The sequence below is a fragment of the Clostridium sp. UBA5712 genome, assembly GCF_002419845.1.
GTDB classification, from domain to species: Bacteria; Bacillota; Clostridia; order Clostridiales; family Clostridiaceae; genus Clostridium_J; species Clostridium_J sulfidigenes.
Genome location: NZ_DIGW01000014.1, coordinates 213900 through 239539, shown reverse-complemented (window position 1 = coordinate 239539; position 25640 = coordinate 213900). Strand labels below are relative to the sequence as shown.

General features: G+C 28.9%; 27 protein-coding genes. 3 read left to right on the top strand and 24 right to left on the bottom strand.

Features of this window, described 5'->3' with window-relative positions; translation table 11 throughout:
- Positions 1-44: 44 nt before the first annotated feature.
- The 12 genes from B3B03_RS12205 to B3B03_RS12150 all read right to left on the bottom strand — a co-directional run bounded on the left by B3B03_RS12205 (position 45) and on the right by B3B03_RS12150 (position 12358).
- Positions 45-743 (bottom strand): lipoprotein, encoded by a 699-nt coding sequence (locus B3B03_RS12205; RefSeq protein WP_035129440.1) that lies wholly within the window; start codon positions 741-743, stop codon positions 45-47.
- Between the two features lie 418 nt (positions 744-1161).
- Positions 1162-1614: a peptide deformylase gene (def, locus tag B3B03_RS12200; RefSeq protein ID WP_346877438.1), complete on the bottom strand. Its 453-nt coding sequence runs from the start codon at positions 1612-1614 to the stop codon at positions 1162-1164.
- A gap of 5 nt (positions 1615-1619) precedes the next feature.
- A complete protein-coding gene (locus B3B03_RS12195) occupies positions 1620-2396 on the bottom strand; it encodes an N-acetyltransferase (protein ID WP_346877437.1) in 777 nt (258 codons plus the stop codon).
- Positions 2397-2437: 41 nt separating this feature from the next.
- Positions 2438-3358, bottom strand: a complete 921-nt coding sequence (locus B3B03_RS12190; RefSeq protein ID WP_346877436.1) for an alpha/beta hydrolase — start codon at positions 3356-3358, stop codon at positions 2438-2440.
- A 10-nt stretch (positions 3359-3368) separates the two neighbouring features.
- On the bottom strand, positions 3369-4040 hold the full coding sequence (locus B3B03_RS12185) for a DUF6320 domain-containing protein (protein WP_035129438.1): 672 nt from the start codon (positions 4038-4040) through the stop codon (positions 3369-3371).
- Entirely contained in the window at positions 4027-5313 is a 1287-nt protein-coding gene (locus B3B03_RS12180; RefSeq protein WP_346877435.1) for a hypothetical protein, read from the bottom strand. Before B3B03_RS12180 ends, B3B03_RS12185 begins: the two co-directional genes overlap by 14 nt.
- Positions 5314-5551: 238 nt before the next feature.
- Positions 5552-6034 carry a DUF6241 domain-containing protein gene (locus B3B03_RS12175; protein ID WP_346877434.1) on the bottom strand — a complete coding sequence of 161 codons (483 nt, stop codon included), beginning with the start codon at positions 6032-6034 and terminating at the stop codon, positions 5552-5554.
- A 122-nt stretch (positions 6035-6156) separates the two neighbouring features.
- A complete protein-coding gene (locus B3B03_RS12170; RefSeq protein ID WP_346877433.1) occupies positions 6157-6813 on the bottom strand; it encodes an SIMPL domain-containing protein in 657 nt (218 codons plus the stop codon).
- Between the two features lie 139 nt (positions 6814-6952).
- Complete coding sequence (locus B3B03_RS12165) at positions 6953-8617, bottom strand: ribonuclease J (RefSeq protein WP_346877432.1); 1665 nt, start codon at positions 8615-8617, stop codon at positions 6953-6955.
- A gap of 474 nt (positions 8618-9091) precedes the next feature.
- Positions 9092-9919 carry a CAP domain-containing protein gene (locus B3B03_RS12160; protein WP_346877431.1) on the bottom strand — a complete coding sequence of 276 codons (828 nt, stop codon included), beginning with the start codon at positions 9917-9919 and terminating at the stop codon, positions 9092-9094.
- A gap of 381 nt (positions 9920-10300) precedes the next feature.
- On the bottom strand, positions 10301-10966 hold the full coding sequence (locus B3B03_RS12155; RefSeq protein WP_346877430.1) for a CpXC domain-containing protein: 666 nt from the start codon (positions 10964-10966) through the stop codon (positions 10301-10303).
- Positions 10967-11176: 210 nt separating this feature from the next.
- Positions 11177-12358, bottom strand: a complete 1182-nt coding sequence (locus B3B03_RS12150) for a site-2 protease family protein (protein ID WP_346877429.1) — start codon at positions 12356-12358, stop codon at positions 11177-11179.
- 249 nt (positions 12359-12607) lie between these two features.
- On the opposite strand from B3B03_RS12150, the gene B3B03_RS12145 reads away from it, so the two are divergent.
- Positions 12608-13009, top strand: coding sequence for a hypothetical protein (locus tag B3B03_RS12145; RefSeq protein ID WP_346848000.1), 402 nt, complete (start codon positions 12608-12610; stop codon positions 13007-13009).
- Between the two features lie 114 nt (positions 13010-13123).
- Here B3B03_RS12145 and B3B03_RS12140 read toward each other — a convergent pair whose 3' ends face one another.
- Together B3B03_RS12140 and B3B03_RS12135 are read right to left on the bottom strand one after the other, a co-directional pair.
- Positions 13124-13840, bottom strand: coding sequence for an EcsC family protein (locus B3B03_RS12140; RefSeq protein WP_346847999.1), 717 nt, complete (start codon positions 13838-13840; stop codon positions 13124-13126).
- 88 nt (positions 13841-13928) lie between these two features.
- Positions 13929-14312: a hypothetical protein gene (locus B3B03_RS12135; RefSeq protein ID WP_346847998.1), complete on the bottom strand. Its 384-nt coding sequence runs from the start codon at positions 14310-14312 to the stop codon at positions 13929-13931.
- A gap of 161 nt (positions 14313-14473) precedes the next feature.
- On the opposite strand from B3B03_RS12135, the gene B3B03_RS12130 reads away from it, so the two are divergent.
- Together B3B03_RS12130 and B3B03_RS12125 are read left to right on the top strand one after the other, a co-directional pair.
- Positions 14474-15871 (top strand): putative DNA modification/repair radical SAM protein, encoded by a 1398-nt coding sequence (locus B3B03_RS12130; protein ID WP_346847997.1) that lies wholly within the window; start codon positions 14474-14476, stop codon positions 15869-15871.
- A 30-nt stretch (positions 15872-15901) separates the two neighbouring features.
- Positions 15902-16642, top strand: coding sequence for a TIGR03915 family putative DNA repair protein (locus B3B03_RS12125; RefSeq protein WP_346847996.1), 741 nt, complete (start codon positions 15902-15904; stop codon positions 16640-16642).
- 66 nt (positions 16643-16708) lie between these two features.
- Here the strand turns inward: B3B03_RS12125 and B3B03_RS12120 are convergent, their stop codons facing one another.
- From B3B03_RS12120 to B3B03_RS12075, 10 genes are all read right to left on the bottom strand, one after another.
- Positions 16709-16921, bottom strand: a complete 213-nt coding sequence (locus tag B3B03_RS12120) for a hypothetical protein (protein ID WP_150843745.1) — start codon at positions 16919-16921, stop codon at positions 16709-16711.
- A 176-nt stretch (positions 16922-17097) separates the two neighbouring features.
- Positions 17098-17829, bottom strand: a complete 732-nt coding sequence (locus tag B3B03_RS12115; protein WP_346848215.1) for a DUF2087 domain-containing protein — start codon at positions 17827-17829, stop codon at positions 17098-17100.
- A 112-nt stretch (positions 17830-17941) separates the two neighbouring features.
- Positions 17942-18205 carry a DUF2087 domain-containing protein gene (locus B3B03_RS12110; protein WP_242844065.1) on the bottom strand — a complete coding sequence of 88 codons (264 nt, stop codon included), beginning with the start codon at positions 18203-18205 and terminating at the stop codon, positions 17942-17944.
- A gap of 250 nt (positions 18206-18455) precedes the next feature.
- Positions 18456-18989 (bottom strand): putative ABC transporter permease, encoded by a 534-nt coding sequence (locus B3B03_RS12105; RefSeq protein ID WP_346877428.1) that lies wholly within the window; start codon positions 18987-18989, stop codon positions 18456-18458.
- A gap of 199 nt (positions 18990-19188) precedes the next feature.
- Positions 19189-21153 (bottom strand): hypothetical protein, encoded by a 1965-nt coding sequence (locus tag B3B03_RS12100; protein ID WP_346847994.1) that lies wholly within the window; start codon positions 21151-21153, stop codon positions 19189-19191.
- A 2-nt stretch (positions 21154-21155) separates the two neighbouring features.
- Positions 21156-23234, bottom strand: coding sequence for an efflux RND transporter permease subunit (locus B3B03_RS12095; protein ID WP_346847993.1), 2079 nt, complete (start codon positions 23232-23234; stop codon positions 21156-21158).
- A gap of 449 nt (positions 23235-23683) precedes the next feature.
- Complete coding sequence (locus B3B03_RS12090) at positions 23684-24151, bottom strand: hypothetical protein (RefSeq protein WP_346847992.1); 468 nt, start codon at positions 24149-24151, stop codon at positions 23684-23686.
- A gap of 80 nt (positions 24152-24231) precedes the next feature.
- Positions 24232-24363 carry a GNAT family N-acetyltransferase gene (locus B3B03_RS12085; RefSeq protein ID WP_346877427.1) on the bottom strand — a complete coding sequence of 44 codons (132 nt, stop codon included), beginning with the start codon at positions 24361-24363 and terminating at the stop codon, positions 24232-24234.
- A gap of 277 nt (positions 24364-24640) precedes the next feature.
- Entirely contained in the window at positions 24641-25036 is a 396-nt protein-coding gene (locus B3B03_RS12080) for a hypothetical protein (protein WP_346847991.1), read from the bottom strand.
- Positions 25037-25357: 321 nt separating this feature from the next.
- Positions 25358-25576 (bottom strand): LexA family protein, encoded by a 219-nt coding sequence (locus B3B03_RS12075; RefSeq protein ID WP_346847990.1) that lies wholly within the window; start codon positions 25574-25576, stop codon positions 25358-25360.
- Positions 25577-25640: the final 64 nt, after the last annotated feature.

Sequence of the window (25640 nt, the reverse complement as noted above, 5' to 3'; positions counted from 1 at the left end):
TAAGTATAGCTAACTAACAGCTACTACCTTAGCCGTAATTTAACCTAATTATAAATTTGATATGAAAAGTTTACAAGCCCCCTGTCATCATAAATGGTTAGTTCTAACTTATGAGTGTAGTCCTGATAGTAGGTATATGCCCAATATCCTAAATCTTCAGCACGATAAGGTTCTTCATCTGGCTCACCATATGCAGCTACAATATCATCTTTCGTACTTCCCCATGTTATTCCAGCTGGCAATTCAATTTCAGGATAGCTATCTGCATATGTAATATCCATACCCATTGACCATATCTGACATTCTTTAATATCTTTTGCTCCATCTGTAGTATTTTCAAAACCCGCGTCTATCTTCGCATCATACTTAGTACTTTTTAAATCAATAGTACTAGAAACTTTATCCCCTTTGTTCATAACATAACCATCATCATGACCATAGTCTGCTAAGTTAAAAGTCCACTCTTTTTCAATCTTACTGTAATCAAACGGAATTGTATAAAGAGCACCATCAAATGCCAAAGTCATTTTTTTCCAATCAGTAGCAGAATTCATACCAACTGAAGCTTTTTTGTTAGTGTCCGTTTCTTTAGCTTCTTCACTTACATCTTTTGCTTTTCCCTCAGCCTTAGCTTCAGTAGTATTAGTATTATTCTTGGTATTAGTATCAGGTGATTCTTTTCCACAACCAACAAGAGATATTAAAAGTGTTGCGCTTAGTAAAAGAGATATAATTTTTTTCATAATGTTCCTCCTCGTAGATTCTCTTTTTCAAGAATATTATTCTTTAGACTATGTACCTCACTATACAACATTCATTTCAGCGAAAATAATTTCAACTCTAATATAATTAGTAATTTTAATATCCTTCACTTGAATAATTTTTTTATCTTGTAATATAGGTAGTCCACAGAAAATATTATACTACAATTATTTGTTAAATAACATATTAATCTTGTTTTTTTGTAAAAATTTATATAAATTAGGCAAATAATTAAATATACTCTAATATATCAATGTTAAATATTTTAAATATAATTAAAAAATAAAGCTACCTTGTTGTTTAGGTTATAACAAGGTAACTTTATTTAATATTATCTATAAATAGGAAGTAAATAATTTGTCTAAATTAAAAATATTCTATTGATACTAATACACTATATTATTTTACATATTCTGTTACAAGATCCGTAAAGAGTATTCCATCTAAGTGATCAATCTCATGACAGAAACATTTTGCTAAGTCACCTGTACCGGTAAATGTCACTTCTTCACCTTTTTCATCTAAGGCTTGCACTATAACCTTCGCTGGTCTTTTTAGTTTTCCCCAAGTATCTGGTATACTTAAGCAACCTTCTACCACCTTTTGTTCTCCTTCTTTGTATATTATCTTTGGATTTACTAGTTTTATTAATCCTTGTCCCATATCTAACACTACTAATCTTTTTAATATTCCTATTTGTGGAGCAGCTAAGCCACCACCATTTTCTGTATTGTACATAGTATCTGCCATATCATTTAAGATTAATCTAATTCTATCATCTACCTTTTCAACCACTTTGCTTTTTTTTCTTAATATCTCATCATTTGAAAGTCTAATTTTTCTTAATGCCATTTATTCTATACCTCTACTTTACTGTAATCTTGATTTTCTTCTAATATTTTAATAAATTTTTTCTCATTTAAGATATCATTTGTTATAAATTCTCCATTATAAAATAAACTATATGTAGTAAATGGTGTTGGTGAATTTTGAGCTTCTTCTATAGTTTCATATTTCTTAACCTGCATATTAATATTCATACTTTTAGCAATTTCCTCAACAAGAGGCACATACTTAGCTGTAAAAGGACATTGATTACTATAATAAAGTACAAATCCCATTTCATCTATTTTACCTTCCTTTGCACATAACTTAAATGAAGGGTTACTTTCTCCATCTTTAAAAGGTAAATATAACAGTTCATAATAAGGCTCTGCTCTATCTGCAATTAAGAACCCCTTATGAATCAGATATTTTTTATCTGCTAAATAAGGTCTTTTTTTATCTGAAGATAGGATTACTAATCCCTTTTTTCCTTTGTTTTTACTATCTATAATACATTCATTTAATAATTTATTCGAAATCCCTTGACCCTTATATTGACCAGATACCCAAAGACAATTAATGAACATGTACTCTTCTGCAATAATAGGACACCAAGCTTTCTCTGCAGGTATATACTCAATAAAAACTTTACCTCTTACATCACCTTTTTTGAATACCAATCCATCAGCGAACCTAGCCTTCATCCATGCTTTCTTCGATGACACTTGGCATTCACCTTTCTTATCAGCAATAGCACAGCAAATATGTTCCTTTTCAATATTTTCATTGTTTACAGTAATAATATTCAATGATTTATTCCCCTTCCCCAAAATAGTTAAATCTATTATCACTATTTAGTTTTCCAAATTTTATTTATAAAAGTTCCAACTTCCTTCCATGCCGCTTTACTTTCCGGAATTAAATCTCCTGCCATTTGAAACACATGAAACATACCTTCATAAACAGACAATTTAACTTTAACCTTTTGATTTCTTGCTCTTTCTGCCACAGTGAGGGTATCACTTAAAAGAACTTCATGGGTTCCCACTTGCATAAGCATTGGTGGAAATCCTGTAAAATCTCCATATACCGGTGATATATATGGGTTATGAGGATTATTATCTCCTACATATGCTGAATCATATAGCATATTGTTTGTAGTCTTACCAAAAAGAGGATCAAGCTCATAATTTTCTATATAACTTGTACCACTATGAGTCAAATCATTCCAAGGTGACATAACTACAATTCCTGCCGGAAGAGAAATTTCATTATCCCTTAGGTAAAGACACAGTGCTAATGCTAATCCTCCTCCAGCAGAATCTCCTACTACCATGATTTTCTTTGATTCATAATTTTTTTCTTCTATAAGCCACTGATAAGCAGCTATTGCATCTTCTAATGCTGCCGGAAATGGATTCTCTGGAGCTACTCTATAATCAATAGTTAAAACTTCTGTACTTTTACCTAGTTCTGAATAATTTACTGCAAATCTTCTATACACATTTTTCATGGGACCAATGTAGCCTCCACCATGAAGTTGCAGAATTACTTTTCCGTTAGATTTTTCTTCTGGCTTTAAGTATTCCATAATAAAATTATCTAACTCTATTTTTTCATATAAATATCCATTAGGACACTTCCAAGGTGGTTCTACAGGATGTTTTCTAAATTTTCCTGTTTGAATTGGTTCCCCCAAGGAAGTATCTGTAATATTATTAATTAATTCTCTAACTAAATTTCCACGAATACTAATCTTTTTCTCTTTCATCTTCTCTCTCCTAGGTATTAAATCTGCGAATTAATTCATTTTTTACGCTTCTATCCCCAAAAACTATGGTACCAATTAAAATAAGAATTGAAATTCCACTAGTTAAAATAGCTAAAAACGGTCTATCTATTAATTTCACCCAAAATAGTATCAAAGGAATAAAGCTAAAAATAGTAATAGCAATTTGATACATAAAATAACTTTGCCAATTCATTGGATTGACTATCATAAGAAGCACAATTGCTAAGTTAGCAAATAGTATCATTGCAGGGACTGCATAGTTCACAGACCATCCAATGTATCCTGTAACATTATCAATGACTACAACTAGTATTCCAGCTCCTATGGTTTGAACTAATATTTTAGAAGCCAAATTAGCATTATTCATAATGGAATAGGTAACTGTAACTCCAAAATATATAATTCCAACCACTGCAATTAAAGACCATATAACTCCTGAGTAGGTAATATAATTAATAAAACCTAAAACTACAGAAACTACAGTTAATATAAACAAAAAAATTCTTTTTATTTTATTATATTTACCTATATCAAACTCAACATTAGGATACATTCTTGTGGATTCTTCATTCATTTCATCATACTCTAGTACTCTCCTGCATAGAGGGCAAGTATGTGTTTCATCCAATATGTTTACTTGACATCTTCTACACCTTTTCATTTAATACACCATTACTTTCTATTGTTGCACCAATTCCTTCTTTAGTTAAAGCTCTAAAGAAAGCTCTTTGCAAATATGTATCTCCTAACACTGAGGAAAAAGTCACTACCACTTTATCTTTATAAGAGCATACTCCACACTTCATTTTTTGTTTTTTAGATACACCTATAATAAAATGAAAGTTCTCTATGTACTCCTCAAATTCTGGGAGAACCTTTATATATCCTAAGTTAGATAGAGTCATAGTATTTCCCCTACTTATTCTTCCGTAAACTAACTGTAATGCAATATACTTAAGGACTAGTGGAGCAAATCTAACTAAAGGTTTTTTCTCGTTAGATACATTATAAGAAATAGTTTCTTCCAGCTTCTCTTTAGTTATATTTTCATCCATCTGCTTATTTACCATAAAAAGAATATCCTCAAAACTATACTCTTTTCCATCAGATAAAAATTCTATGGCTGTTACAGCAAAGAAGTTCATAGTAGTTGTAGAATCAAAGAAAGATCTAAGATTAATAGGTAAATTAATTGATATAGGGTCTTCATGTTTTTGCTTATTTAAGTATTCCTCATAAATACACCATATCAATAACGCCAATAAGTATCTAGTTATACTTACTCCTTTTTCTTTACATTTTGATTTAAGTCCTGCTAGGTCAACATAACCATGAATAACACTTACTGTATCTAGATATAGTACTTCTCCCTTTAACTGATAAGCCTTTTTAGTACTATAGGGTTTCTTAGCTAACCTCTTATAATTTTTTAAATAACTATCCTCAGTATCAAGTATACATTCACTACTGGGTCTCCTTGTAACTTTTTTAGAGGAATCCTTGATTTTAAGTAGTTCTACATAGTGATAAGTAAGTTCCTTTAAAAAGTTAATAGCACCCATTCCATCTGTAATGGCATGAAAAACCTCTAAGTTAATTCTTTTTTCATAGTAAGATACACGAAATAAAAATTGCTGATTACTACGTGGGTCTATATACTTACATGGGTAAGTAGCTTCTTTTTCCACTATGGGCATTTTTTTATTAGTTTCAAAGTAATACCAAAAAAAACCTCTTCTAAGCCTTACGTTAAATCCATCAAACCATGGAAGTACCTCTTCTAATGCTTGCTGTAAAATTTCTGGTACTACATCTCCCTTCAAAGTGACAGACACTCTAAATACATTACTTAAGTTTTCATTAGCAATGACAGGAAATATTTTTGCTGTATTATCTAATCGTCTCCACTTTGTTTGATGACTTTTTTTATTCATTTATCTTCACTCTTTCTTAACTATTGTTAATATAATAATTCCTAATTACTAATTATTATACCAAATTTAATCTATACTTTCATTAGCTTGCATCTAGCTAGTAACTTTTATAAACATTTTATATGAAATTAACATAAAATTTAATCTAAATATATAATTAAAATTCTAATCTGCCTTTGTATTCTAGCCATATTAGTGAAAAAATATTAAAAGGTATAGAATAAAAATTCTATACCTTTTAATCAGCTTTTATACCTACAGCTCGTCCTATAGTTCCACCTAACTTTTCCCATACATAATTATGATCCTTATCTGCCTGAGAGAAATCTCCTTTTTCCCATCTATTTAAAATATCTAACAGTTTTTCTCTATCCTCATAATCTATCTTTTCTACAATACTTTTTAAATTTTGAATTTCTTCTTTTTCCATGGATAATTCTCCCCAAATTTTATTATTCTCTGCAATTATCTTAGTATTAGCCATTCTATGCATTATATCATAAACATCTGCTTCTGGATAATAATCTGCTGGCTTCAATTCCTTAGAATCTTCTTTTGATATCTCTTCATTAATTGATTTTATTTCCTGTTGATTTTCTTTAGCTGTTAACTTTCCTGACTTTCTATCCATTAGATAATTTACCCCAAATATAGCAGCTATTATTACAAGAATTACTATAATAAAAATGATAACTGACTTTTTTCTAAAAAAACCCTTCATACACTTACCCCCTTTTATCTTATATGTAAATAATTGTATCAATAACTCCATATGCTTTTCAATGATTTTATAAAAAAAGCCTTATTTCTAAGGCTTAACTACTCTTATAATACCATAATAAATTAACTTTCCATCCTCCAAACTACAGTCACTGTATCTTCTACATCTATATCATCAGGCTGCAAATCAATGTTTGGAGCTCCTCCTGTAGAAATTAGGTTCTTATTTATGCTATAAATATCCCTGTATAATTGAATATCACTCCCACTATAATCTATACTTAGTACCTTTCCTAATCTTACCCCTGCAGCCTCTGCCATTACTTTAGCCTTTGATCTTGCATCTTCTACAGCTCTTTCCAAAAGTAAATCCTTAACTTCTGTATCATCTTTAACCTTATACCTTATAGAAAACTCAGGTGTTGATTTGCAACCTGCAAGAGCATTAAGGACTCTAGTTAACATCATGGCATTTTGCTCAAATTCAATTCTTAAGTTATTGGTAACTTCATATCCTACAAAAACTCTCCTATAATTTCCATTTGCATCAGAAATATTTTCATACTTAGTGTCAACTCTAAAATTTGTAGTCTTTATCTCTTTTTTATCAAAACCTGCACTCCTTAAGCATAACCTCAATTCATCCAAGTCTCTACTAGCAGCATTCATAGCTTCTTCATAGGTAGGTTTTAACGTAGTTAATATCATATTAATTTCTATTGTATCTGGTGGTATTGATGCTTTACCCTTTCCTTTCACACTTATAACTCTTTCTTCCATAATACCCCTCCTAATTTAATAAATTTGTATAGTATAAATTTATTAAATTAGGATTTAAATATTACTAATAGCTATTATAAAATAAATAACATGCCACAGAGAACTATTATCTGTAGCATGTTATTTAAACATTAGTATATTATACTTCCATAATTATTGGGAATATAGTTGGTCGTCTTTTAGTTTCATCATATAAGAATCTCTCTATGGATCTTTTTACATTAGTCTTTAATACATACCATTCTATCTGATTATTTGATAAAGAATTTTCAATTTCTTCTCTTGCTATATCTCTAATTTTATTGATCATATCTTCTGCTTCCTTGGCATAAACAAAACCTCTAGTTATAATATCTGGTCCTGCTAATATACTATAACTTTCCTTCTCTATAGTTACAACTACAACAACCATACCATCTTGACCTAAATACCTTCTGTCTCTTAGTACTATGTTGCCTACATCACCTACTCCTATACCATCTACAAGTACCCTTCCAGTATGAACCCTACCAGATATTCTTGCTTCATCCTCAGAAAGCTGAAGTATATCTCCAGTATTCATTATAAATATATTCTTATCTTCCATACCTAAACTTTTAGCCAGATCTTTGTGATGTTTTAAATGCCTATATTCTCCATGAACAGGCATAAAATACTTTGGATGAACTAATGAATGTATTAATTTTAACTCTTCTTGACAAGCATGCCCAGATACATGGATATCTTCTAAAGCTTCATAGATAACATCTGCGCCTTTTTTATAAAGTTCATTGATAACTTTAGATATAAGCTTATCATTCCCAGGTATAGGAGATGCTGAGATAATAAATAGATCATCAGGCTCTAATTGAATTTTTCTATGATTTGAAAAAGCTATTCTCGCTAGACCTGCCATAGGCTCTCCTTGGCTACCTGTAGTTATTATAGTTATTTCTTCATTTCTGTAATTTCTTATGTCATCTACATTTATCATAGTTCCTTCTGGAATATGTAAATAACCTAACTCCATAGCTACAGTAGATATATTTTCCATACTTCTACCGCTAAAGGCAATTTTTCTTTTGTACTTAACTGAAGCATCAGCTATTTGTTGCATTCTATGTATATTGGAGGCAAAGGTTGCAACTATCACTCTTCCAGTAGCTGTAGAAAAAATTCTATTTAAGGTCTGTCCTATAGACTTTTCTGATAAACTATGACCTTGTCTTTCTACATTAGTACTATCTGCCATTAAAAGCAATACCCCTTCTTTTCCCAATTCAGATATTCTTTCTAAATCCATAACTAAACCATCTATAGGTGTATAATCAATTTTAAAATCTCCAGTATGGACTATGTTCCCAATAGGAGTGTGTATAGCTAAGGAACAAGAATCAGCTATGCTATGGGTATTTCTTATGAATTCAACTTTAATATCTTCAAATTCTATAGTTTCTCCAGCTTCCACAGTTTTAAGGGTATATTCATTTTCTAAAAAATGTTCCTTTAGTTTATTACCTAATATACCTAATGTTAATCTAGTTCCGTACACCGGAATATTTAGTTGTTTTAAAATATAAGGTAATGAACCAATGTGATCTTCATGTCCATGAGTAAGAACAAAAGCTTTTACTCTTTCTTTATTATCCATTAAATAAGTTATATCAGGTATGATTAAGTCAACCCCATACATTTCTTCATCTGGAAATGCTATTCCACAATCTATAACTACAATGTCTTTATCATATTCAATAGCAGTAATATTTTTACCTATTTCACCTAATCCCCCCAGAGGTATTACTTTAACACATTTTTTCTCTTCCATAAAATCCCTTCCTTTAACATTAATTAATATATATTTATTATGTGTTATAGTATGAATTTAAATACTTTTATTAATTTAATTATTTTTTATAGTAAATAAAGAGACTATCTCAACTTTGAGATAGCCCTTATACTTTTTATAGATTTAAAATACTATGTTTATTTTTTCTTCTTTAACTCATTCTTATTCTTAACTTTCTTGTCACCCTTCTTATCCTTGCCAGCATTCTTAGCTGTCTTTTTATCCTCCTTACCCCTACCTCTAGACATATCTTCCTCCTAAATTAATAATTTATATAGTAAAATATATTAATCTTCATAGAGAAATATACTGAATTTACTACTACAAGAAATAAAAACTAGTAAAATTAAAGTTAATAAAAATATCCCTCATTGCAGCTTTACTATCTGCAATAAGGGACATTTTTTAATTTTATGGGAAAATGTATATTTGATTTTTAAAATTTATCTGTTATTATTTATAGAACTCTTGAGTTGCATAAACTCTATTACCAGCTTTATATACACCTACACCTATACTTTCAAAATTAGTTGATAATATATTTTTTCTATGACCTTCTGAATTCATCCAGTTAGTCATAAATTGATTAGCTAATGCAGTTGGGTCAGATACGCCCCCTATATATGCTATATTTTCTCCCCAAGCTCTATATGAAACTCCATCAGCCTTCATTTTAGTTGTTATAAGATTTCCACTTAAGTCTTGGTGACTAAAATAATTTTTATCTCCCATATCTTGAGATTTAATTCTAGCATATTTTTCCATAGTCTTGTTATAAGTTAAAGGCGCTACTCCAGCTTTAGATCTCTCTTCGTTTACTTTATTAAATATAGCTTGTTCAACTTGAGCCATAAACTTCTCATTAACAACTGGTGCCTCTGGTACTACTGGTGTTTCAGGCACAACTGGTGCTTCAGTAACAGGAGTTTTAGTTGCCGTATCCTGTCCTGTTGTTGGTTGTGTCGTTGGCTTGGTAGTTGGTTCTGTTGTTGGTTGTTCCACTACTGGTTCCTTTACTTGGTCTTTTGACGGTGTACTTGGTACTGTAGTACAATTATTTTGATTTATTATAATCTTTTTCATAGCTTCAAAGTCAGTTGTAAAGTTTCCACTCATAAATTTAGTATAATCTACATTGCCATATTGATTGTTACTTATAGTTCTATAACTCACAGTTTTCACTTGACTTCTAGTCTTTACAGCAGCTTCAGCTTGTACTCCACCTACGAATGTACTTCCTACTAATAATAATGTTAATATTGATAATGTTCTCGATTTCATTTCCATTCCTCCTATATTTGGACTTAATAACTTGTCCACTTTTCTAGTAGTTAATGTACTTTTACGTCTAACCACCTTGTCCTATATTTATAACATATAAATTTTAGTTTTATAATGGTTGATAATTTCTAATGAATGATACATTATCCTCCAAAGGTAACCATTATCCATAATGGATTTATTAACCAAACCCAAAATAAGAATATTACTGGATTTCAGGATTTTTGTAAAAATATCCATAGATAAAATTACTAAAAATAATTTTATAAGATTTATGAATATCTGAATGTTTTTCATTATAATTTTCCACATTTTTTAAATATCTTTGAAGAATTAATAATAAAAAGGCGGTATTTATACCGCCTTAATTATACTAAATCATTAATTATTATATTCATTAATCCCAATTGCCCACTGTTCATCAATAACTTGAAAACCCTTGTATACCTTTTTCTCTATATTATTTAAGTATTTATCTCTTATAAAATTATATATTTTCATATCTATATTGTACAATGGTGTTTCCCCTTTTTCATCTATAAGTATAAAAATCATACTATCTTTAATAATATCATAATCAAAATATATCTTTTTAGTACAAAAATCCAAATTAGTGTCTACTAAATTAGTAATATAATATAATTTATATATTTCCATAACTCTATCATCTAAATTACAGTCTAAAATTTTAATTTTTTCTATTAAATCATAGTTACTAGTTACAATTCTAAGTTTATAATCATTACCAAATTGAGGCAAGATTTCATCTGATAATGCTTCTAGCTCTTTAGCTAATTCATCGTTATCTCTACTATAATTTGTTATTAAATATATCATCTCTCTTTTATTCATATCATGATACAAACAATCATATTCAAAGGTTGATACATGTCCACATATAGGACATTTAAATTTAAAAAAGTCATTATCTAATACTTTCTCTTTTATTCTTTCATCTATAGTTACATTAATACTATTCCATAACTTAATGTTGCTTTTTATCAAACAATTTGGACAGGTTACTTCCACATTCCTCTTTAAAGCCATAAGTATCCCCCTCTTTTTATTAATATCCTTAGAAAAAGTTTTATATCTATATTGTATATTTTATCACATTACGTTGTAAATGTAACTGCATTATTTTCTAAATATTAAAACTTTTATCTCCAATTTTATTCTTTTTCTATAAATACAACAGAAAAAGCTACATCTTATATAGACATAGCTTTCAACTCCACTTGAACTGGTAGTCATGGATTAAATATTCTTCATCTCCTTAATCCAATTTACTAACATTAACTCCATTTCTGCATCCCCTTTAACTGGATACTTCTCAGATAGCTTTATGGCCTCTTCATAATAACCTAATGCTTTTTCATTATTATTATTATAGAAAGCTTCATAAGCCATCATTATTCTCTTTTTTCCTATCATAAATTTAGAAGCTTTTATATATTTTTTAAGATTTTTATCATATATGCTATCAATAAACTCCTTATTACAATCACCTATGAGTTCTAAAAAAATTTTTTCGCAATTTATTTCATTCTTATACAATGGGATTATCTTATTAAGCCATGGTGTAAAATCTTCAATACACCTTCTTGCCCTTGCAAAGTCCATATTATCCAAATACCAGTTGTACTCCATAAGTTTAAGTGAAGAATTAAGTGGATTCACTAAGTTACTTCCTTCATTTAACTTAAATTCTTCCAATTCCATATCTTTAATTCGCATTCCTTGTGATTGTAATCCATTAACCCTAAGCTGTAAATAAAACCCTCTTCTTGCATCTTCATCTTTCAACATGGATATAACATTATATCCATCATTAGAAATTCCTCCAACCTTTAAAGGAATTATGTTAGTAAGGGCTGCAAATATACCTGCTCCACTAATCAATATTAGTATTGTTGAAATCCAAACAGGAATTCCTTCTATTAAAACAACTAGTAGTATCCCCACTCCTGCTACTATTAAATTCATTATTCCTCCGCCATAGTTATACATTATGAAGGGATATCTTCCATCCTTTATTTCTGGAGACATCATAAGACACTGACCTGCTGTGCCTGGTATACCAAACTTTTTATAGCTTATTTTATCTTTGTCTTTAATTATAGTTAAAGATCCTATCCTAAAGGATACAAAAGAATATCCTGTCATAAATCCAAATAAAAGATGTCCTGCTTCATGAATAATAATATGAATTATATACCCTAAGAAAAATATTAGTATAAGTCCATAGTATTTAAGTAATTCAAAAAGAAAATTATCACTTTTGATATAGGTATTCATAAAACCTTTAAAGTAACTTGCAGATAAAAACCCTATACCAGCTCCAATAGCTCCGCAAACTACTAAAAACATAAGCCCAGATAAAAAGTTGCCTTTCTTTTTATTTCCCTTTTTAGTTATTTCTTTTTTTTCATTAATCATTAAAAACCTCCGTTTTATTAACATTTAATATGAAAACAAGTTTGTATTTATATTAAATTATATATTATCTTGTCTACATATACTATGATTTATATAGATAATATATAGTACATATGTTTCTTTTAAAGTATATTATGTACTTTTAGTAAATAGCTCTCTTAAAATTTAAAAATATAATTTATAGATAATTTAGGCATAATTTTTTATTATTTTTATATAATATATTAGATGTGTATGTGGAGGTTATTTATGGCTAAAAAAACTAAACTCCTACTACTCCTATGTATATTAATTACTATTGTGCTACTCAACAAATGTTCAACCACTGATGGCAACTACAAAACTAGTAAAGCTAAGGAACACTCTTCAGATAGTTCTATAGAAATGACCTACAAAAGCTTTAAGGGTTATAAATATAAAATTCTTAAGTTAGACATGGATGACCAGTTAACTCTTAATATAAAGGTTGAAAATGAAAGTGGAAACTTGGCTATATTGCTAATTGATGAGGATGATCACACATTATATAAAACTGAAAACATAGATAATTCTTTAATTCAAACTATAGTCATACCTCATGATGGGAAATATAAAATACAAGTTGAAGGAGATCATAGCGGGAGTTTTAAAATAAGTTGGGATGTAGATTAAACTTCACATTCCGACTTTTTTTTCTTTAACTTAAACTATGCTACAACAATATAATATTTAAGAGGTGTTCTCTTAAGATATTTTATTGAAATTAGAATTGTAAATTTTGCTGCTCTAATGAAAATACCTTAATCTATATCCATTCATAGCAGTATCACCTAGCTTTTCTACTAACTTATAATTAGCTACAGCTCCTACTGCTCCTCCTATAACTGGTACAAGCTGAAAAAACTTAGCTAAATCTATATAATCCCTATACTCCTGTTGAAAGATCCTCCAATCAAAGTTTTCTTTATCCAAAGGCAACTTATCTGAATAGGATTTCCAATTATTTAATATGTGAAATACTTCTATTCTTCTTTTATCACTACAGAAAGCAATTTGAAATATGTAAAGAAGATGTAATCTTTCTCTATAATCTTTTGTGTCATAACCGTATATACTAGCAATCTCATATAACAGCTTAATTTTTATACTTAGCAAAATAGGAAAATCAGCTAGCCCTATAAAAAAACCACCAAATCCTGTGCTAGCTCCACTTACTGTTGCTACCTTTCTATATAATTGAATCTTTTCCTTTACTAACATTTCTCTTTCTATTATTGACATATATGTTATAGGTTCCAATGTAGTATATTCAGACCCTAAAATAACTACTTTAACCATATTTTTTATAACTTCTGTAACCATAACATGAAATTTTTCTGGAATAAATCCGTTCATTTTATCTTGTATATTTTTAGAAAGCTTATTTCCAATAGTAGGTTTCCTCATCATTTCTCTTTTCCACTCTATTAGCTCTCCATATATTATATCTTCGTACATATCCATCTCATCACCTTATTTCTTAAATATATACTTTATTTTATCACACTTCATATATTTTTAACCAATTGTAAAAGAGCAGATTACTCTGCTCTTATTTACGATTTCTTTGATTAGCACAACAATCTACTATGCTATCTACTAAGTTCTGAGACATACATAAAATTGTACACATTAACTGACGATTTGAGCACATCATGTAATTTAGCATTTGACTATTAATACATCTATAGTATTGAGAGTTTGTATATACATTTTGACAATAAAGAAGTATTAATATTAATATTAGTAGTCTATCTTCCTTTCTTTGACATCTAACTTCCTTCGCATCAACAACTCCACCTACTCCACCGTCAGTGGAATCACAATCACAATCACAATCGCACTCATAATTGCAATCATATTTACAATCATCGTTGCAATTGTCATTGCAATCACATTTATCCTTACAATTATAGTTATCTTTACAATTGTTCATTTAATAACTCCATAATTCTTGCTATATTTTATGTTATGTATGATGCTTCAAATAAGTCACACTATATTACAAAAAATAAATTTTATTTTGTTGACCGCGAACAAATGTTCTGTTATAATTCTTATATGGATTATCTATTTTATTGTAGAAGGTGAGTTTAAATGGAGATTAGTAAAAAGCTTAGGATATTAAGTGGGGCAGCAAAATATGATGTATCATGCTCCTCATCTGGTTCTAATCGTCGAGGAATCAAAGGTGCTTTAGGTTCTTCTGCTCCTAGTGGTATATGTCACTCCTTTACTCCAGATGGAAGATGTATATCTCTTTTAAAAATTTTATTAACTAATTACTGCATATACGATTGTGCCTATTGTATTAATAGGCGGACTAATGATGTAGAAAGAGCTGCCTTTACCGTAGATGAAGTGATAAACTTAACTATGAACTTTTATAGAAGAAACTATATTGAAGGATTATTTTTAAGCTCAGCAGTAATTAAAAATCCTAATTACACTATGGAACTATTAACATCAGTTGTAAAAAGGCTAAGAAATCATTTTAACTTTCGTGGATATATTCATCTTAAAGCTATTCCAGGAGCTGATGAAGATCTAATAAAAGAAGCTGGCCAATATGTAGATAGAATGAGTGTTAATATTGAACTTCCATCTAATAATTCCCTAAAACTTCTAGCCCCTGAAAAAAATAAACAGGATATATTTACCCCTATGAAATCCATAAAAAATAACATAATTATAAGTAATGGAGAGAGAAAGCTGTCTAAAAAAGCTCCTTTATTTGTACCTGGTGGACAAAGCACTCAATTAATCGTAGGTGCAACTAAAGAAGATGATTTAGATATTTTAAATCTTACAGAAAATCTATATAACAACTTCTTACTAAAAAGGGTCTATTATTCAGCCTACATTCCAGTGAATAATGGTAAAAATTTACCCAATTTCAAAACCCCACCTACCCTTAGAGAGCATAGACTTTATCAAGGAGATTGGTTACTACGGGTATATGGTTTTAAAGCTGAAGAACTTCTTAATAAACAAAATCCAAATTTTGATATAAATTTTGATCCTAAAACTAATTGGGCTCTAAATAATCTTCATATCTTTCCTTTAGAAATTAATACAGCTTCCTATGAACTATTAATTCGAATACCTGGTATAGGTATTCGAGGCGCTAAAAAGATAATTAGTGCTCGAAGAATTGGTTTTCTCACCTTTCAGGATTTAAAAAAATTAGGAGTTGTTTTAAAACGAGCTCAATACTTTATAATATGTAAGGGTAAGTATTACGGTTCTGTGGATTTAGATGAAGAAAAAGTAAGATCTGTGCTAAAACCTAAAATTGACTTAAACTATATTGAAAATGAAAGGTATGAACAATTAAGCTTTCTTGGCTTTAACTATAATAACAGTTCTATACCAATTTTAGGTAATGAATATAATAAACTTATATTATCCTCATCCTCCCAAGATGATATAAACTCCTTAGATAAAACTTTACTTCTAGAGGATAGAGGTTCCTATATAACTGGAGAACTATAAATATAATAAAGTTATAGGTGGTGTTACAACATGAAAGAATTTTTATACGATGGTTCCTTTGAGGGACTTTTAACTACAATTTTCTATGCCTATAGTTATAAAGAGGAAGTGAAAATTACCAAGTCTTCCTCATATGTTCCTAGCTTAATTACAACAACAGAAGAAATAACTACTGAAGAAGACAAATTTAATAGAGTATATTCTAGTATAAAAGATAACCTTAGCTACTTAACACTTAAAAATATATACTATTTATATTTAAGTGCTCTCCCCTCTTCTGAGGATTTAATATTTAAATACATTAAACTTTGTTACAAATTTGGAGATAGCATTAATTTAGCTAAAAATAATGACATTATCTTAACTGTAGATAAATATTGCAGAAGAGTCTCTTTAGAAGCTCATAGATTTACTGGATTTGTTAGATTTAAAGAAATAGCTCCCTTTACCTTTTACTCAGTTATAGAGCCTGATCATAATATTCTTCCCCTTATTCAGACTCATTTTATAGAAAGATTTTCTGACCAAAATTTTATAATTCATGATATAAAGAGAGAGCTTGCTTTAATATATAATAAAAAAGACGGTATTATCTCATCTTTTTCTAAAGCTAATGGTGAATATCTAGAAACTTCCTCTCTTAATGATAATTTTGAAAGCCTTTGGAAAGAATTCTACAATGCTATAAATATAAAGGAACGAGAAAATCTTAAATTAACACGTAGAAGTATGCCCACCAGATATTGGAATCACCTACCTGAAGTAAAATAAGGTCATATACAAAGTTTATTCTTTGTATATGACCTTATTTCCATGCAATAGAAACTCTACCTTCCATTACTTTATTTTTTCTAGAAATTTGTACTCTCCTTGAGCATGTACTTGTTCAAGTAAATTATTATATAAGTCTTTTAATTCTTCAGGAGTAGTCATACCTATTTTATCTATTTCATTGGTATGCTCCTTAAAATATAACTTTGTGCTTATATATTTACCATGAATACTGTCTAATACATAAAGTATATTTTTATCATCTAATTCTATTTTCATATTGTCACCCAGTATAGATAAATTTATATAAATTTTCTATACCATTTCCTTTCTATAAATTACTAATTAAAATCTACTTCTATTTAAGTTTATACTGTAATCTAATAATAATGTATATTCTATATAAATACTATTTTTCCTTCAATTTAATTTAAAGTATTCACACTTATAGTATTTTATTCTTTCACCCAATATTTTTTACAATCATTAGATCTGCTTAAAAATCCATATTCAATTAATGCTCTTCTTACAGTGGCATAGTCTTCATATATCCTAGCCAATATTCTATTTATTTCTTTCTCTGGATAAGTTTTTCCTATAGTAAAATTTCTTGTTATTTGCTCTAAAACTATAATCTTTTTCTTTTCCTTAGATGGATATCTTTTCAAACTACCATCTTCATTAATATAATTTTGTATAACTTGAAGCTTTTCTTCAGTAGTTATATTAAATCTATCATCTAAAGTAGTAGCAGTCTTATGAGCATCACAAATAATTCCCTCTTCTAATTTATTTATCTTCTTATTAGTACTTTCATTTAATAATTCCATCATTGCTAAATATAGCTTTGCCTGCTTTTCTTTTTCCCTTAACTTATATCGATGATTTCTTATAGTAGAAGTGGCAACTCCTAATCTACTGGCTATTTCTTTATCTGATATACCTTCTGCAAAAAGCTTTAATACTTCCCTCTGTGCATCTGTAACCCCAGTAAAAATTCCATTCATATTTAGTAGATATTCCAACATGGAATTATGAGCATTCTGAATATGAAGCTCTGCTGCTTTCCATGATTCATAAAATTCTTCATCTATTCTATATACTTTTCCATTTTGGAATGTTTTACCACAAATTAAACATTTAATAATATCTCCTTCTTGAATATATCCCTTTTTAAGCTCTTCCATGGTTGAATTCCAGAATATTTCATTAGATTTTACTTCTAAAACTCCACTGTTTTTAATATCTTTATTTTCTGTATCAACACTCTTTATATTACTTTTTTTTATATCTATTTTATTATTCATGGGTTTCCTCACTATTTCTCCAATATTCTGATCCATCCTTTTTTCTACATAAAAATTTATAATCTATTAAACTTCTACGCAGCAAAAAATAATCTTCAAAAGTATGCCATTTTTTAATAATATCATTAACTTCCTTCTCATTATATAAACAGTCATACTTAAACTTAGTAGCTAAATATTTCAGAATCTCAATTTTTACTTCTTTCTTCTTTGGCCATATTTTTATTCTACCTTCATCATCAATAAATCTATCCATCTTTTCCACTATAATACCTCCCTTAATCAAATATTATTCAATTATTCTATAATATAATAATATGATATATTCAAGTTTTTGTCTATGTATTTATAGATATATTATAATTTTGTTTGTACTTATACTTTTGTCTTATAGATTAAACAAACTATTATTAGGATTTATTGAAAAATAAACAGGCAGTTATACTAACTACCTGTTTATATAATACTTTATAAATATAGACCTTATTCTACTACTATGTCTTAATTTAATTTTGGATAATTTTTCCCTTTTCTCTAAACTCTCTAAAAGTAATAATCTCATCAATAAGTAAAATTATTAGTAAAATCGTAGAACAAATTGGCCATATTGGATAAATTATTTCATATGCTTGATTTATCACTACCTGCAAATACTTTACTCCAATAAAGCTTAATAAAGTCCAAGCTATAGAAAACTCTAAACATATAATTCCCTTAAAATTATACTTAAGATCAGTATAGTCCCAGTAATTTTTGTTAAAATGATTTCTCATTATTATTCCCGTTAAATATTCCACAGTAGTTGGAATTATAAAACATAATGGCATTAAATAATAAACATTAATTGTAAAAGTAGATTCTATTACTACTAAAATGCTCATAGCTATGGCATACATAGGTTTAAATGGTCCACTTAGAAAGCCATCCTTTTGAAAGTGACCTCTAATACAATAGCAAAACAAATTCTCAATTATCCACCCTACAAATCCATAGAAAAAGAAATTAAATGTAAAATATAATAAAAAACTTACAATATCCATAAATACTCCTCCTTCGGTAGTATTTTTACCTACATTTATGAAATTATTCTAAGTTTTTCTACATTATTATTAGAATTTTTCTTAATAATCTTTCATTTAAAATACATACTATTAGTTAACACTGATAATATATTTTAAATATAAATATAAGGGAGGTTCTTAAGAACCTCTCTTGTTTTTAATATTACTATACATAAATCTATTTTTTAAATATATCTAATAAACTTTTAAAGAAACCTTTTTCCTCTTTAACTTCTTCTTTTACTACTACCTTCTCTTTATCTCCCTTATTATCTGCCTCTGCTTTAACTTCCTCTGTTCTCATAACAAATTTAACTTTTCCATTCATAGAATTATTCATACCTGAAAAAGCACCATATTCCTTAGAAAGTTTTACAAGCTCGTCCTTAGCTTCAACTACCCCTTGTATATCCTTTATAGCAGTATTACCTTTTTCATTTAACTTATCTAAGCCTTCTTCTTTTAATTTAACAACACCCTTATAAAGTTCTGTGTTTCCTTCTTTTAATTGATTTATACCTTTTAATAATTTCCCTGAATTATCATATAGTTCATTACTTCCATTTAATAATGATGAACCTCCAGCTCTTAACTTATTAGTACCATTTACTAAAGAACCAATTCCTTGAGATAGTGCTGTACTTCCATTATACAACTCTGTTGAAGCTCCATTAAGTTTTGCTGAACTTTCCTTTAAAGTGTTAGTACCTTGTAATAAAAGTTGCCCTTTATTTTTAAACTCATTTGACCCCTTAGATAATCCATTTAATCCTTCTTCAAGGTCACCTGCACCAATAGAAGCACCTTTCATTCCTTGTTGTAGTTTTCCTATGCCATCCTTTTGTCCCTGAGATACAGCTTTAATTCCACCACTTGCCTTTGCAATATTATTTGCTAATTCAGGATTAACCTTTGCAACTGAAGCACTCATTGCATCTAATTGAGCTGCTATTGTATCTAAATTTGCTGTAGAATTATTTAGATTAGTTAAACCTTCATTACCTGCAGCTAATCCTTCTTTTAGCTTTGTTGAACCAGTTAAACATGAATTTATCCCTTTATCTATGGAATTATAGGCTGTAAATAATTTAGAAGCGTTGTCTTCATAAGTTTCTATTCCTTTAGAAAATTGTCCTTGAGCATCTTTTAATTGTGAAAGTCCATTTTGTAGCTTATCAGCTCCAGCTTTTAAAGTAGGAGTATTATTAGATAAGCTGTCTATTCCATTACTTAAATCAGCAACTCCATTTTTTAAAGTTCCTACTCCATCATTAAATTTAGCATAGTTGGAACTTAACTGCCCTTGACCATCTACTAGCTTTTTAGAACCTTCTAACAATTCATCCCCACCATTTTGAAGTTGAACAAGGGAATCTTTCAAACTATCTAAACTATCATCATCACTAATATTTTCTAAATCTAGTGCTTCTGTAGTTGCAACCATCATAATAGCTGGTACACTAAAGTTTGTAGTTGTTCCTTCTATTACTAAAGTATCTTTAATATCTAATATACTTCCTAAATTTAAAGACTCTTTTAATCCTGGTGCAGAAACAAAGGTAATTGAGGAATTATTTCCATCTTGAATAAGTTTACCATTATCCACCTTTACGTCCTTAAATTTATCATTAGATAACATAATTTCTGAAACTGTGACAAAAGGAACATACAAAGTTCTATTTTCTCCATTGATTTTAACTGTTCGTGATTCATTATTTTTTACTGTTAAAGTTATTTTAAAATTACCTGATTGTCCTAAAGCTTCCTTAGGCTCTACTTTTTTTCCATTAATCTCATAGTTTAGACTAACTGATAAAGGTAATTCTCTCTTACTTTCTCCTTCATAATAAAGATCTTTTCCATCTACCTTCCAAGTTAGTTCCTCTCCACTTATAGTTGGAGTTTCTTCACCCTTAACATTTTTTATATTATCTAAATTACACTTGTCCTTAAATTCTCCTAGATTTTCTTCACCATTTATCCAAGTGGATACTATCTTTTGTTCTGGTTTTCCATTACTATCTAAAATTACATATACTGTTTCATCCTTATTTATTTCTTGTGCCATTGCCACTGTAGAAGTCATCATAGCTGCTACTGTAGCTAACACTATAACTCTCTTAGATAATGCTTTTCTTTTCATTTTTATGCAGCCTCCTCAACATTTTTTATAAAACCTTTACTTGTTTTTATTATTACTTTCTCACTAATTAGCAGAATCCCTGGTAATACAAATAAAATTACAAACATACTTATAATTGCTCCTCTAGCCATTAATGTACATAGAGAACTTACCATTTCCAGTTTAGATATAATACCAACTCCAGCTGTAGCCCCAAAGAATGTCAAAGCGCTAGTAATAATTGATCTAGATGAGCTTTGAACAGCTATTCTCATAGCATCCATTTTGTTTGATGACATTTCAAGTTCTTCTTTAAATCTAGAGGTTAATAATATAGCATAATCCACTGTAGCACCTAATTGTATTGTTCCTATCACTATTGACGCTATGAAAGGAATTACACTACCTGTATAGAAAGGAATACCTAAATTTATAAATATAGCAAGCTCAATAGCAATAACTAAAATTATCGGCAAACTTAATGACATAAATACTAGTGCTATAATTATAAATATAGCTACTATAGATGCAATACTAACATTTTTAAAGTCTATATCTGAAATTTTGATTAAGTCATTAGTCAATGGAGCTTCTCCACTTACTAATCCATCAGAATCATATTTTTTTACTATGTCGTTTATTTTTACAAGTTGTTCCTTTACCTCATCAGTTGCTGCCTTATATTCTGAGTTTACTACAAAAAGCTCATAGCCTCCTGATCTTATCTTTTCTAATAAATCTTTTGGTATAAAGCTCTCTGGTACCCTTGGTCCTAATATTTTCTCTAGGGCAATTACTGAGGATACCCCATCTACCTGTTCTAGTTCATCAGCCATGGCTTTAACTTTATAGTTATCAAGGCTATCTTTAATTAAAATCATGTTTGTAGATGTCATTCCGTAGTCATTCTTCAACTTATTGGTTCCCACGATAGATGGTAAATCCTTTGGAAGGGACTCATCTAAATTGTAATATACTTTAGCATTAACCTTACCTATAAATGCAGGAATAAATACTAAAATTCCTATTAGTACACAGGCTTTATGGTGTTTTACCACAAATTCAGAAGTCTTCTCAAAGGTTGGTAGTAAAGTTTTATGTCTGTATTTATGAATAACCCTATCAAATGTAAGAATTAAAGCAGGTAAAACAGTTACTGTACATATAACTCCAAGTAATACTCCTTTAGCCATAACTAGCCCTATATCTTTACCAAGAGCTAAGTCCATTGTACAAAGAGCTAAAAATCCAGCTATTGTAGTTAATGAACTTCCTGCTACAGAAGTCATTGTATTTGCTATAGCATTTGCCATAGCTATTACTTTGTCCTTTTGAACTTCTCTTTCTTCATCATATCTGTGAAGTAAGAAAATTGAATAATCCATAGTTACTCCAAGTTGCAATATTGCTGACAGAGCCTTAGTTATATAGGATATCTCTCCGAAAATAATATTACTTCCCATATTATAAATTACTGCAATTCCTATACTCCCTAAGAATATAACTGGTATTACCACTGAATCCATAGTCAGTGCTAGAACTATTAAAGATAATACTACTGCTATTAATACATAAAATGGAGTTTCCTTATCTGATAAGTCCTTAGTATCTTTAACTATTCCAGCCATCCCACTTAGAAAGCTTTGTTCTCCAGCAACCTTTCTTATATCTTCTACAGCACTTTGTGTAATAATATTAGCACTACCTTCCTCTAGCATTATTACCATCATAGTTGAATCCTTAGCATAAAACACATCTTGTATGCTACTAGGAAGTATATCCTTAGGAATTGGTGAATCCAAAACATCATTTATCCATAATACCTTTTGTACTCCTTGAATTTTTTCCACCTTTTCCTTTATTTTTGCTACATCCTTATCTTCCATACCTTCTACTATCAGCATACTAAGTGATCCACAATCAAAATCTCTTTTTAGAATCTCTTCTGCTCTTACAGTTTCTAAATCATCTGGTAAATAGCTTAGTATATCGTAATTAATTTTAGTCTTAATAAACCCCAATACAGATGGAATAAGTAATAAAAATGCTAAAACTAAAATTATAACTCTACTCTCAGCTATCTTCTTAGATATCTTTGCCATAGTTCATGTCCATCTCCCTTTCATTAATATCTCTCAATTTTATACCGACTAGTCAGTTTCATCAATTGTCACTTACCTTAGTTTTCTTCAACTTCCCACTATTTAAAACGTTTTCATGGCACATTATCTTAATTTATCTTCACTTTTCATAGCATAATCTCTTTTTAAAGTAATATTTTTACAACAATGAATTTCTAATCCTATTTTCCTTCAATAAAAATTAACTTTATTCTTTATCTCCATTGAGAATCGTCATTCTGATCCCAATGAAATTTTCTGAAAATTGAACCTACATTTCATATATATAAATATCTTCATTAAAAGGAAAAAGTACATTAACAAATTATTTACTTATTAACAATTAGTAACAACATATGCTTACTATTAATATCTATTTTCTTTATAAAAATAAAAATAGCAAGAATTAATTTCTTGCTATTTTGCATACACTACATTGCCAAATCTATGAGAGAAGATTTAATTATTGGCATACCTTTTTCATTTTCCCCTTCTAATACCCCATAAATCCTAACTACATCTCCGTCTGATATTTTTAAACTTTTAAAATTAAGTTTTCCTAATTCCCATGTAACTACATAAGACTTGGCCTCTTCTCCTTCATTTTGTGTGATTATGAAATTAGTTTTGTCTATATTCTCCCCTAAAGAATCTATTGAAGATACAACTCCTACTGCAAATACTTTTTCTCCTTCTAATTCTCCACTTTCTACTTGTGAACTTTGAACTTGTATTGCAGTATCTCTTATATCTATGTTTACATTATTATCTTCTACTGGTTCCTCAATTTGAGTTCCATTGCTTTCATCTTTGTTAGAGTTTTTAATAGACTTATTGCATCCTACCATGGAAGTAACGACAACACCTAAACACATTATAATCAACAATACTTTTTTCATTTTTTCATCTCCTATATTTTCTCTATAAGCTATATATATCAATGTCAACGTGAAAATAATACATTATTTTTAAAGATAAATTATGTATATGTATCATAATGTTCATATTTTACAACTTTGGAATTAGATAAATATTCATATAAATCCTCATGGTCATCTATTGTAAACTTACGCAGTAAAAGCCTATCAGTATATAAATATTGTTGCTCCATTTTGTAACCCTCCATTTAAAATTATTATTACAATATTATGGTACCTAACTCCCACCGCTTGGTCAACATTTTTTTCTAAATTTTCTATTATTTCCATAAACAATTTTATACTCAATTTAAATGAAATAAAAATAAGGCTAGTAAGACTTTCTTCAGTCTACTGCCCTTAATTTCACTTTTGGTAAATTATATAAATATATTTTATAATTAAAACATTTTTAATTTAGCTAATTTAAAAATTTATCTTGAAAATATGATAGTAGCACTTTTAGAATCACTAACCAATTCCTAATGCTACGTTTACCATTTTATTTGTCCTTGTAGATGCTGCTATTATCTTTTCATAGAGTTCATTGTCATTATATCCTTGATTTAAATATTTATTTTCATAATACTCAAAAGGTAGATTAGTATTATTAATACTTAATTTTTCTGCCAACATTCTATCTGCCATTAGCTTTCTAGCTTGTGCTCTATACTTATTTCTTAAAAAGTGAGCTTGCTTTGCTTGTTCTTTTATTGATAATGATTTATCTATTTCATTAATAATGTTTTTATCACGTTTATTATACCATATTCTTACTTCTAAATTGTTTAATTTCCCTATTAATTCCGTGTATCTATTAAAATTATTTGCTGTTCTTACCGCTTTAACCTTTCTTATATATTTCATTCTTTACCATTATATCATATTTGTTAAAATCTTTCAAATTGCACCTTTATATACCCCCTTTACTCACATCACCTATAATCTGAATTCCTTCAAACCTGCATGAATAAAACAACTATTTAAATAGTTAAATAGTTTCCTATATAAATTATAAAGTCAGTTAACATTCATTTAGTCATTTCTTTGTACTACTTATAAATATCTAATGTAGTTTCTTTTAAAAACCACATATAAACTTAACATCTATATTTCATATTTAAAAGACTAGGTCTCAGTATAATTAACCTAATCTTTACTCGTATAAAATACAATCCTATTAAAAGTCTATATGTTGTATTCTTTTACTACTCTTATACTCCTTGGAGATTCTCTTTTTCTTGTTATATATCCCTTTTCTTCAAGCTTATTTAAATGTGCATGAACTGTAGATGTAGATGTTATACCTACAATATCACATAACTCTCTAACTGTTGGTGAAATACTCTCCCTCTGTACATATTCATTTATGGCATTAAGAACTATCCTTTGCTTTTTAGTCAACATTTTATAACCCCCTATAAATACATTTTGTCAAACATTTGTTCCCTTTTCAATTATGTGTTTATAA

What these genes read in the sequence shown, in the direction of transcription:
- B3B03_RS12135 (WP_346847998.1), bottom strand. Translation starts at nt 14,312, where the DNA reads ATGAACAATTGTAAAGATAACTATAATTGTAAGGATAAATGTGATTGC.
- B3B03_RS12155 (WP_346877430.1), bottom strand. Translation starts at nt 10,966, where the DNA reads ATGGCTTTAAAGAGGAATGTGGAAGTAACCTGTCCAAATTGTTTGATA.
- B3B03_RS12180 (WP_346877435.1), bottom strand. Translation starts at nt 5,313, where the DNA reads ATGAATAAAAAAAGTCATCAAACAAAGTGGAGACGATTAGATAATACA.
- B3B03_RS12190 (WP_346877436.1), bottom strand. Translation starts at nt 3,358, where the DNA reads ATGAAAGAGAAAAAGATTAGTATTCGTGGAAATTTAGTTAGAGAATTA.
- B3B03_RS12150 (WP_346877429.1), bottom strand. Translation starts at nt 12,358, where the DNA reads ATGATTAATGAAAAAAAAGAAATAACTAAAAAGGGAAATAAAAAGAAA.
- B3B03_RS12080 (WP_346847991.1), bottom strand. Translation starts at nt 25,036, where the DNA reads ATGAAATATATAAGAAAGGTTAAAGCGGTAAGAACAGCAAATAATTTT.
- B3B03_RS12160 (WP_346877431.1), bottom strand. Translation starts at nt 9,919, where the DNA reads ATGAAATCGAGAACATTATCAATATTAACATTATTATTAGTAGGAAGT.
- B3B03_RS12110 (WP_242844065.1), bottom strand. Translation starts at nt 18,205, where the DNA reads ATGGATAGATTTATTGATGATGAAGGTAGAATAAAAATATGGCCAAAG.
- B3B03_RS12120 (WP_150843745.1), bottom strand. Translation starts at nt 16,921, where the DNA reads ATGAAAATAGAATTAGATGATAAAAATATACTTTATGTATTAGACAGT.
- def (WP_346877438.1), bottom strand. Translation starts at nt 1,614, where the DNA reads ATGGCATTAAGAAAAATTAGACTTTCAAATGATGAGATATTAAGAAAA.
- B3B03_RS12185 (WP_035129438.1), bottom strand. Translation starts at nt 4,040, where the DNA reads ATGAAAAGGTGTAGAAGATGTCAAGTAAACATATTGGATGAAACACAT.
- B3B03_RS12130 (WP_346847997.1), top strand. Translation starts at nt 14,474, where the DNA reads ATGGAGATTAGTAAAAAGCTTAGGATATTAAGTGGGGCAGCAAAATAT.
- B3B03_RS12095 (WP_346847993.1), bottom strand. Translation starts at nt 23,234, where the DNA reads ATGGCAAAGATATCTAAGAAGATAGCTGAGAGTAGAGTTATAATTTTA.
- B3B03_RS12075 (WP_346847990.1), bottom strand. Translation starts at nt 25,576, where the DNA reads ATGTTGACTAAAAAGCAAAGGATAGTTCTTAATGCCATAAATGAATAT.
- B3B03_RS12205 (WP_035129440.1), bottom strand. Translation starts at nt 743, where the DNA reads ATGAAAAAAATTATATCTCTTTTACTAAGCGCAACACTTTTAATATCT.
- B3B03_RS12115 (WP_346848215.1), bottom strand. Translation starts at nt 17,829, where the DNA reads ATGGAAGAGCTTAAAAAGGGATATATTCAAGAAGGAGATATTATTAAA.
- B3B03_RS12085 (WP_346877427.1), bottom strand. Translation starts at nt 24,363, where the DNA reads ATGGAGCAACAATATTTATATACTGATAGGCTTTTACTGCGTAAGTTT.
- B3B03_RS12175 (WP_346877434.1), bottom strand. Translation starts at nt 6,034, where the DNA reads ATGAAGGGTTTTTTTAGAAAAAAGTCAGTTATCATTTTTATTATAGTA.
- B3B03_RS12090 (WP_346847992.1), bottom strand. Translation starts at nt 24,151, where the DNA reads ATGAAAAAAGTATTGTTGATTATAATGTGTTTAGGTGTTGTCGTTACT.
- B3B03_RS12105 (WP_346877428.1), bottom strand. Translation starts at nt 18,989, where the DNA reads ATGGATATTGTAAGTTTTTTATTATATTTTACATTTAATTTCTTTTTC.
- B3B03_RS12100 (WP_346847994.1), bottom strand. Translation starts at nt 21,153, where the DNA reads ATGAAAAGAAAAGCATTATCTAAGAGAGTTATAGTGTTAGCTACAGTA.
- B3B03_RS12170 (WP_346877433.1), bottom strand. Translation starts at nt 6,813, where the DNA reads ATGGAAGAAAGAGTTATAAGTGTGAAAGGAAAGGGTAAAGCATCAATA.
- B3B03_RS12125 (WP_346847996.1), top strand. Translation starts at nt 15,902, where the DNA reads ATGAAAGAATTTTTATACGATGGTTCCTTTGAGGGACTTTTAACTACA.
- B3B03_RS12140 (WP_346847999.1), bottom strand. Translation starts at nt 13,840, where the DNA reads ATGGATATGTACGAAGATATAATATATGGAGAGCTAATAGAGTGGAAA.
- B3B03_RS12145 (WP_346848000.1), top strand. Translation starts at nt 12,608, where the DNA reads ATGGCTAAAAAAACTAAACTCCTACTACTCCTATGTATATTAATTACT.
- B3B03_RS12165 (WP_346877432.1), bottom strand. Translation starts at nt 8,617, where the DNA reads ATGGAAGAGAAAAAATGTGTTAAAGTAATACCTCTGGGGGGATTAGGT.